This window comes from Candidatus Thiosymbion oneisti, assembly GCF_004359955.1.
Taxonomy (GTDB): domain Bacteria; phylum Pseudomonadota; class Gammaproteobacteria; order Chromatiales; family Chromatiaceae; genus Thiosymbion; species Thiosymbion oneisti.
On sequence record NZ_SMSC01000056.1, the window covers coordinates 1 to 8,083 of the forward strand.

An 8,083-nucleotide genomic window follows, 5' to 3' on the forward strand; every position below is an offset into this window, starting at 1 on the left:
TTTCAACGACTGCGCGCCTATTGATTAAGCATGCCGCTATTTTTACGAGACGTCGCATTAATAACATAGTGCCAACAAATAAAGACGAAATAAGCCCAACTACAAATGATCTTTTTGCAAACGAGTTTGCGTCCACGATATTCCCTTCTTTTATATGCCCCAGAATATTTATTGTGTTATTCCTTGAGTTATTACTAGGTAACAACAAGCTATAAACGATGCTCGTGATACCGATATTTTCTCTTTCACTGTCTATATAGAGAATCTTATATTTTGCGCCCATATCAAGGTCTAATTGATCTAACTCAAGTTTAATGACTTTTTCTGAAACTTCGATTGTTTCTACCCTACCAATTCCATCCCCTCTAACATGTATTTTCTCTGCATCAAGAAAATGCCCACTGCTGTTCATGTGAACTTCAATCCCCCTGGTTACATCGGAGCTATTTATAGCTATTTTCCCGGAATTCCATAAGCTCATATATGCTACATAAACATCACCGTTTATAGGGGCGCCATCTTTGAAAAATATCTCTATAACTTGAGTTAGCGGGTCTGATTCGAGGATTTTACCAGTAAGTATATTATACGACAGCTCTCGACCATCACTTCTTGAATCATACGTGATAAGCGCAAATGATAAAGAGAGAATCGACACAATCAATGAAATTAGATTTATCGGTTTCTTAAAATCTTGAAGCCAATTGGACATTGCTAGATCCTTTTCTGCATCACCCTAACAGGTAGTAGACGGCGCGTCGCCGTGTTTAAATACGCCGAATCGCTTTATGTACCACAACTCTTGCTTCTTTTCAAATTCATGAATATTTCAAGAAATTCATTTATAAACAATGAGTTAAGATCTGTGCGAGACTCGTTGCCTCGATCTCTCCCAGCCAATAACTACGGCGAACTTCCATCTAGTTCTTGATCCCGATGGCTACCACCTCTATGCTGATCGGATGATACAGTATTGAGGCAAGCAATGGCTCGTCAAAACGCAAGCAGTCCCTTCCTCAAGGAAGTCGCAAACGCGATCAGGGTCAAGCATTACAGCATCCGCACCGAGGAAGCCTATGTGGGCTAGATCAAGAGATTCATTCTTTTTCATGGCAAACGCCATCCGCGTGAGATGGGCGAGGCAGAAGTCGTGGCGTTTCTTACAGACCTTGCCGTCAACGGCAGGGTGGCACCCAGCACGCAGAATCAAGCGCTGAATGCGCTGGTATTTCTCTACTCGAGGATCAGTAGAATGATCAGTCTGATCGAGAAGGCACAGGTCAAGGCCTGACCCCTTTCCCCTTGCTATTCCCGCGACCTCACATATTCCTTGAGTACCTCATCCATTCTTTCCTGCCACCCTTTTCCGGTTGACTTGAAATGCTCCACGACCTCCGGACTATAGCGCACGGAAATGAGCACCTTTGCAGGTGTCTTTTGCGATCTGCGACCCTTCCTGGCCAGGATCGCGCCTGCTGCCGCCTTGGCACCGCCGCCAGCAGGGGTAACCACTGCATCTTCCCAGAAGGCATCAATGGATACCGGATCGTCGGCATCGAAAGGCTCGCCTGATGTATCGATCGCCTCATCCGGCATGGCTGCCACCCGCTCCCAATCAGTCGTGTCGGACGGTTTTGAGGTAGAACGCTTGCTCATGTCGCTTTGCCTTTCTCGCGGAAATCAGATGCGGGCCTTGCTCTCGTTCGACCCAGACGACGAAGACCACCATCCCGTACAGCAAACCATAGCTTTGCAGTCGTTGCTCGCCGTATGTCTCACGATCGTCTTCCTTTGTGACCAATGGGGAATCGAAAAACGGCTCACAACCGGCAAAATCGATCCCATGCGTCTTGATATTGGCTAACCGTTTTGTCTCGTCCCAAGTGACCATGGTTCTTTTACATCTACATTATAAAGCGCCGGGTAGACTTGAGGGATCAGGGTCAGGTCTTGCATTCCAGCATTCACAGATGCACTGACATTACTCCACCGCCACCAAAATTCCATGATTTCACGGCAGGGGAAACGGTGTCAGGTCTTGATCCGTAACTTTTGATCGAGTGGATTCACGCCATAGCCAGGCCGCTACGTATCGAGTTTGCCGGCGCTCTTTACCACATCACCTCGCGCGGGGATGGGCGGGACGCTTCCCGACATAAGGGTCGAACTTTGGGCGCATCAAGACGGTTTCCAGTTCGGCCAACGTCTCGTCGCTGGCACAAATCTTGAATTGCAGCAAGGCCTTTTCCAACGCCAATGCAGGAACAGACTCGGGGCGGATGGCGGCACTCACCAACACGCCCGTGTCGATGACGATCCGCCTAACGAAGCTCATGCACCAAGCGGTTCACGCCCGAATCCGTGAGAGTGGGGGATTCGCTGTCGTCCGTTTGCTCGGTCACCTTCCGGCGGTAGCGAGAATACCAGCGTGTCGCCTCGTCACGCCATCTACGCAATTCAACCAACTCCTGCATGTCATGGCTGGAAATGACATAGGCCACGGCCTGTCTACGTCGGGTGATCTCGACGGGTTCACGCTGGGATCGGTCGATCAGTTCGCCGAAACGATTTTGCGCTTCGACAGAGGTTACGGTGATCAAGTGATATTCTCACCGGTTTCAGAATCAAACAAGTGGACATCGCCTGGTTCGACGGAAAGGTCGATTGTTTCCCCTTCCTGCGCTCGAATATCCGCTCCCAGGCGCGCCACAACGCGCAAGCAACCATCATGTCCGGCATCGAGCTCAAGCTCCCGATGCAGTGCGCTCAACCTCCCGCCAGTATTTGCTCGCACGTCGAAATGCACGAAAAGATCGGCCCCAAGCCATTCAACTACTTCTAACCGAGCTCGGAATTCAAGCACTCCGGCGTCCGACCGATTAGCGTGGCGAAAATTCTCAGGGCGAATACCTACTATGACCTCGCGCTTTCCCCGCGGCAAGTTATAAGAAGAATCTTCGGGAAGGGCGACCTCGCTCATGGGAAGAATGAGCCTGTTCTCCTCGATGCTTGCAGGAAGGAGGTTCATGGCCGGCGAGCCGACGAAGCCGGCGACAAATAAGTTGGCCGGACGTCCGTATAATTCCCGCGGCGTTCCTGTCTGTTGGATCTCCCCCTTACGCAATACTGCAATGCGGTGGCCGAGCGTCATGGCCTCGGTCTGATCGTGCGTGACATACACCATTGTTGTGCCGAGACGCCGCTGCAGCCGTGCCAGTTCGGTTCGCATCTGCACTCTGAGCTTGGCGTCCAAATTCGAAAGCGGCTCATCGAGCAGGAAAACGGCTGGCTGGCGCACGATGGCTCGGCCCATGGCTACGCGCTGCCGCTGGCCGCCGGAGAGCGCCGCGGGTTTACGTTCGAGTAGTCCGCTGAGCTCCAGGATGGTTGCAGCCTCTTCAACTCGCGCAGCGATCTCTGCGTCGTCCATCCTGGCCAGCTTGAGCGGGAAGGCCATGTTCTCGCGCACGGTCATGTGAGGATAGATCGCATAACTTTGGAAGACCATAGCCATGTTGCGGTCTTTTGGATCTCGCTCCGTAACCGACTCGCCGCCGACACGGACAGCTCCGGATGTAGGCCGCTCGAGACCGACAATAATCTTGAGAAGTGTCGACTTGCCGCACCCGGAGGGCCCGACCAGAATGAAAAGCTCGCCGTCGCGAATGGTCAAGTCTGTTGGCCGGAGGCCTTCTGTGCCATCCGCAAAGCGTTTGTTTACCTGCTCGAGAACGATCTCCGCCATTGCTACCCCTTGACTGCGCCCGCGGTAAGTCCGGCAACGATGCGCCGTTGGAAGATGAGAACCACCAGGCTCACCGGGACCGTAACCACTACGGAGGCGGCGGCGATGGAGCCGGTCGGCAGCTCGAAGCGGGAGCTGCCGGTGAAGAAGGCAATGGCGGCGGGTACCGTCCTGGCATCGTTGGTGGAGGTCAGCGCCGCGGCGAACAGAAAATCGTTCCACGCGAAGATGAACACCAGGATGGCTGCGGTAAAGATCCCCGGCGCCGCCAGGGGGGCGATCACGTGGCGAAACGCCTGAAACGGCGTCGCACCGTCTACACGGGCCGCTTTGTCCAAATCCCACGGGATCTCGCGAAAGAAGGCCGACAGGATCCAAATGGCCAACGGTAGGGTAAAAGTCATGTAGGGTAAAACAAGACCCGGCCAGGTGTCGTAGAGACCTATGTTCCGCCACAGGTTGAACAAGGGACCGATGATCGCCACCGGAGGAAACATGGCGATGGATAAGGCCGCCCCCAGTATGAGGGCGCGTCCGCGAAAGCGCAGTCGCACGATGGCATAGGCGGCGAACATGGCCAGCGACACGGCGAGCAGGGTCGAAATTGCGGCGATGCCGATGGAGTTCCAAAGCGCCGCCGGAAACTGGGCGTCCGCGAAGATGGCCCGGTAGTGTTCCAGACTGATCTCCCGTGGAACGAAGCGGTTGTCGTTCAGGTCCGCCGCGGGCTTGAGGGATAGGGACAGGATCCACGCAACCGGCAGCAACGCATAGGCGATCACGACTAGGCTGCCGGTGCGCCAAAAGAGGGTTTCAAGCACACCTCTGTGCGAGCTCACGTTTTGTCCTCCGCGGCGAAGCTGGCCCCGAGCCCTTTGACGAAGAGCATCGCGATGGCGACGACGCACAGGAAGATCAGCACCGACACCGCCGAGCCGAGCCCGAGGTTGAGCCGGCTGACAAGGGCGTGGTAGCCGACGATGGATATTGTCTCGGTACCCTGGGCGCCGCGGGTCTGCACGAAGACGGTATCGAAGATGCGAAAAGCATCCAGGGTACGGAACAGCAGGGCCACCATGACCGCATTGCGCATCAGGGGCAGGGTCACCCGAAAGAAGCGCTGCCGGGCACTCGCCCCATCCACGCGCGCCGCGTCCAGCAGGTCCTGGGGAACCAACGTCAAGCCCGCAAGCAGCAGCAGGGCCATGAAGGGCGTGGTCTTCCATACCTCGGTGAGGATGATTACCAGGAAGGCCGACCAGCGTTCCGTCAGCCAGGCCGTCTCCAGACCGAGCCATGGGTTTATGAACCCCGTGACCGGGTCGAAGGCGAACTTCCAGGCCAGCGCCGCGACGATGGTAATGATGGCGTATGGGACCAGGATGGACGCGCGAACCGTGCCGCGCAGGAAGAGCACCCGGTGCATCAACAACGCGAGCAACATGCCTAGCACCAGCTCGATAGAAACCGAACCGATGGTGATGATCAGGGTGTTGGCCAGGGACTCCCACCAGACTCCGGAGGTGAGCACACTGGCATAATTGGCGAGTCCGACGAACGCCTGCTCGTCCGGGAAACGCAGGTCGTAGCGGAAGAGCGAGAGCCACACAGCGTAGCTGATCGGATAGGCAGTCACCAGCAGCATGGCCAGAGCCGCCGGGGTGCACAGGAGCCAGGCCAGGCGCTCCTCCGAGTGGTCGCGCACACGGTTCACAAAAGACCCTCCGAGCGCAGTGCGCGACCTACGGCATCGCGGAGGCGCTCGGCATCCCGCTCGGGCTCGATCCTGGAGAGGGGATGCAGAGTGCGGCTGATGGCCAGCGAGACATCGTTGTAATAGGGTGTCTTGGGACGTTGCACGGCATCGCGCAATGTCTCGCGCAACAGGTCGGCGAAAGGAAAGGTCGCCCGTACCTGCGGATCGTCGTAGAGCCTGTCGCTCGTCGGCGGCAGGCCACCGAGCTTAGCGGCGAGACGCTGGCTATCCTCGGAGGCGATACACGCGATGGCGCGCCGTGCCAGGACCGGATGGTCTGAGAAGGCTCCCACCCCGAGGTTGATTCCCCCGATCGTGACTCGGCTGGGCCGTCCCGGCTCCACCGCGGGCCAGCGCGCCCAGCCCATGTGCTCGGCGACCGCCGGGGCATTCGCTCGGGCGCTTGGCCACACGTATGTGTAGTTGACCATGAAGCTCGAGCCGCCGGACTCGAAGGCAAGGCGTGACTGGTCCTCACGGGCGGTGGCCAATCCCGGATCGGCGGCTGGGGACCCGGCAAGGCGATGCAGGATACGCAAGGCCTCCCGGGTAGGAGCGCCACCCAAGGCGGGAGCATCTGCCTGTTCGTCGAGCACCGAGCCTCCGGCGGATGCGAGTAGGGACACGAAAAAGACCGTGAGTCCTTCATAGCGCTCACCTTGGGCCTGGATCGTGCCGTCCTCCCCGAGCCTCTCGGCCAAGTCGATCATTTCGTCCCAGGTCTGCGGCGGTTGCGGCACCCGGTCAGTGCGGTACCAAAGCAGCTGAGTGTTGGTGGTAAAAGGCACCGCCCACAGCTGCCCCTTGTAGTCAGCGCTCTGCACAGCGGCATCGATCCGGCCCATGCTGACCTGCCGGGCTTCGTCCTGCGGCCAGGGCAGGATCCATCCTGCTTGCGCGAACTCCGCGGTCCAGATCACGTCCATTCCGATAATATCGATATCGCTGTCCCGCGCGGCCAGACGCCGCACTAACTGCTCGCGCTGCTGGTCGGCGTCAGCGGGAAGCGGCTTGAGCTCGACGCGGTAAGCGCCGTCCGACTTTTCGGCGCAACGCCGCGCCACTGCAGCAAAAGCGCCGGACGGCTCGTTGAACACGTACCAGTTAAGAACCGGAGTGACTGGGGCTTCCCGGACACAACCGGACATGAGAACTGCGGCAAGAACCGCACCGATCCGGAACCTAACATGGAATATCGAGTTGGTTGACACTAGCATGAAAACCTTGTGGTCGCTGATGCTCGACGTACTTGCCTGCAAGCCATCAAACAGTAGACGGCTCTACAACCGCTTTATGCAAATGGATTAACGACATTGGTATCGATAAAACTATCGCTCATTTGCTTCTTCTCGGCTAAATTTAAAACCTGCCATATCTTTTTGGTAGGGCTTAAAGAATTCTTTCAATTCATTTCGTTTCGCTATTTCCATTTTATATGCCTTCACAAGTTGCGTTATAAGCTCCGTAGCTGAAATATGCTCAATTTTCGCCAATTCGTATAACTGTGAGGCCACATCATCACTGATTTGTACTTTTTGCACCATTTACTCCTAACATTTTCAGATTACTTAGAACTATTGCATTGTACAGTCTAACGCCTAAATCAGGTGCGTCGTAGGCCTCACCTGGATTTACTTGTCAGCTTCGTTGACTTGCTACTTGAACAGGAATATTTTTTCAAATCCCATTTCGATTCTTTCATGGATTATATTTTCAAGATTTCCAGAGTGAACATCAAAAAGGTTTTTCTCACGAATGACTTCCTGTTATACTCCCGACTCGATGTAAGAATGATAGGTTGCTTCTGGACTGAAAGTCCGGGATCATTCGAGGATCAGGTTTCCTGTATCCATGCAAGATAGAGGACGGGGATGTTCCAACGCTTCTTGAGCCATGCCATTTACCTTATTTCCTGTCGTCCTGGCACCCGATCCACTCGCTCAAACGTGTTTTCCCCAGGATCTTTTTTAATTCAGGAATTCGCTTTGCAGAAACAGTCTGATTCGGGCCTGAATATGGGTTCCACTAACTCTGAGTCCTTGAAAAAATTTTTGCATACACCTGTTCCCAAGGAACGCCGGTGGACGGATTAGCCTGATGCGCTGCATACCGGCGATGCAGTTCATACCGTTCCTGTGTAGAAAGCTCTAAGGAAAATGGAGGTTCCTCAGCAATGCTATTCCAGATATCTTCTACAAGTTGAATCCGCTCAGAGACAGATAGCTTTTTAATATTTTCCACGATTGTATTCATAATCACACCATAGCATGGCTAACGTTTGGGCTCAGGCGCCCAATGCCGCGTGGCACTGAGCTTGAAAGTTGCTGAGGAGCTGGACCGCGGCATTGGGTCGCCTGCAGCCAAATGTTAGACGAATGATCTGTGAAAAACGACCCATCAATTGAACCTGGCCCCTTTTCCCACTGCTCTCATTAAGGGCTCTGACCCTGAGATATCCCCACATTATTTCTATCTAAGACAACAAGTTATAGCGTGTAGTTACTGTCGATCTGGACAAGCATAGGGTATTGTGGCCCCTGGAAAGTCACCCAACTCCCCAGGAGCCCCCCATGCCTGTCAGC

The 8,083-nt window shown here is 55.0% G+C and carries 12 protein-coding genes and 1 pseudogene; 2 read left to right on the plus strand and 11 right to left on the minus strand.

The features are described 5' to 3' along the window. A partial coding sequence (locus E1958_RS18940) for a hypothetical protein (RefSeq protein WP_133513261.1) occupies positions 1-712 on the minus strand: 712 nt, incomplete at its 3' end. 387 nt (positions 713-1,099) lie between these two features. On the opposite strand from E1958_RS18940, the gene E1958_RS21455 reads away from it, so the two are divergent. After that, complete coding sequence (locus E1958_RS21455; RefSeq protein ID WP_279512455.1) at positions 1,100-1,291, plus strand: phage integrase N-terminal SAM-like domain-containing protein; 192 nt, start codon at positions 1,100-1,102, stop codon at positions 1,289-1,291. A 14-nt stretch (positions 1,292-1,305) separates the two neighbouring features. On the opposite strand, the gene E1958_RS18950 is transcribed toward E1958_RS21455, so the two are convergent. Together E1958_RS18950 and E1958_RS18955 are read right to left on the minus strand one after the other, a co-directional pair. Then, complete coding sequence (locus tag E1958_RS18950) at positions 1,306-1,656, minus strand: BrnA antitoxin family protein (RefSeq protein ID WP_243448535.1); 351 nt, start codon at positions 1,654-1,656, stop codon at positions 1,306-1,308. Further along, a complete protein-coding gene (locus E1958_RS18955) occupies positions 1,616-1,891 on the minus strand; it encodes a BrnT family toxin (protein ID WP_133513263.1) in 276 nt (91 codons plus the stop codon). The genes E1958_RS18950 and E1958_RS18955 overlap by 41 nt, the downstream gene beginning before the upstream one ends. Positions 1,892-2,073: 182 nt before the next feature. On the opposite strand from E1958_RS18955, the pseudogene E1958_RS21460 reads away from it, so the two are divergent. Beyond that, positions 2,074-2,145, plus strand: a pseudogene (locus E1958_RS21460) (transposase); the annotation flags it as partial. Here the strand turns inward: E1958_RS21460 and E1958_RS20575 are convergent. The 8 genes from E1958_RS20575 to E1958_RS18995 all read right to left on the minus strand — a co-directional run bounded on the left by E1958_RS20575 (position 2,120) and on the right by E1958_RS18995 (position 7,754). Continuing rightward, complete coding sequence (locus E1958_RS20575; protein ID WP_165742279.1) at positions 2,120-2,335, minus strand: PIN domain-containing protein; 216 nt, start codon at positions 2,333-2,335, stop codon at positions 2,120-2,122. The pseudogene E1958_RS21460 and the gene E1958_RS20575 overlap by 26 nt on opposite strands. Continuing rightward, positions 2,322-2,600 (minus strand): type II toxin-antitoxin system Phd/YefM family antitoxin, encoded by a 279-nt coding sequence (locus E1958_RS18965; RefSeq protein ID WP_133513264.1) that lies wholly within the window; start codon positions 2,598-2,600, stop codon positions 2,322-2,324. The genes E1958_RS20575 and E1958_RS18965 overlap by 14 nt, the downstream gene beginning before the upstream one ends. Continuing rightward, complete coding sequence (locus tag E1958_RS18970) at positions 2,597-3,745, minus strand: ABC transporter ATP-binding protein (protein WP_133513265.1); 1,149 nt, start codon at positions 3,743-3,745, stop codon at positions 2,597-2,599. The genes E1958_RS18965 and E1958_RS18970 overlap by 4 nt, the downstream gene beginning before the upstream one ends. A gap of 2 nt (positions 3,746-3,747) precedes the next feature. Next, positions 3,748-4,584 (minus strand): carbohydrate ABC transporter permease, encoded by an 837-nt coding sequence (locus tag E1958_RS18975; protein WP_279512454.1) that lies wholly within the window; start codon positions 4,582-4,584, stop codon positions 3,748-3,750. Then, a complete protein-coding gene (locus tag E1958_RS18980; RefSeq protein ID WP_208108623.1) occupies positions 4,581-5,459 on the minus strand; it encodes a carbohydrate ABC transporter permease in 879 nt (292 codons plus the stop codon). Before E1958_RS18980 ends, E1958_RS18975 begins: the two co-directional genes overlap by 4 nt. Next, positions 5,456-6,598 (minus strand): ABC transporter substrate-binding protein, encoded by a 1,143-nt coding sequence (locus E1958_RS18985; RefSeq protein WP_243725305.1) that lies wholly within the window; start codon positions 6,596-6,598, stop codon positions 5,456-5,458. The genes E1958_RS18980 and E1958_RS18985 overlap by 4 nt, the downstream gene beginning before the upstream one ends. A 231-nt stretch (positions 6,599-6,829) precedes the next feature. Continuing rightward, positions 6,830-7,045, minus strand: a complete 216-nt coding sequence (locus tag E1958_RS18990; protein WP_165742283.1) for a hypothetical protein — start codon at positions 7,043-7,045, stop codon at positions 6,830-6,832. 481 nt (positions 7,046-7,526) lie between these two features. Continuing rightward, positions 7,527-7,754 carry an addiction module protein gene (locus E1958_RS18995; protein ID WP_133513268.1) on the minus strand — a complete coding sequence of 76 codons (228 nt, stop codon included), beginning with the start codon at positions 7,752-7,754 and terminating at the stop codon, positions 7,527-7,529. Positions 7,755-8,083: the final 329 nt, after the last annotated feature.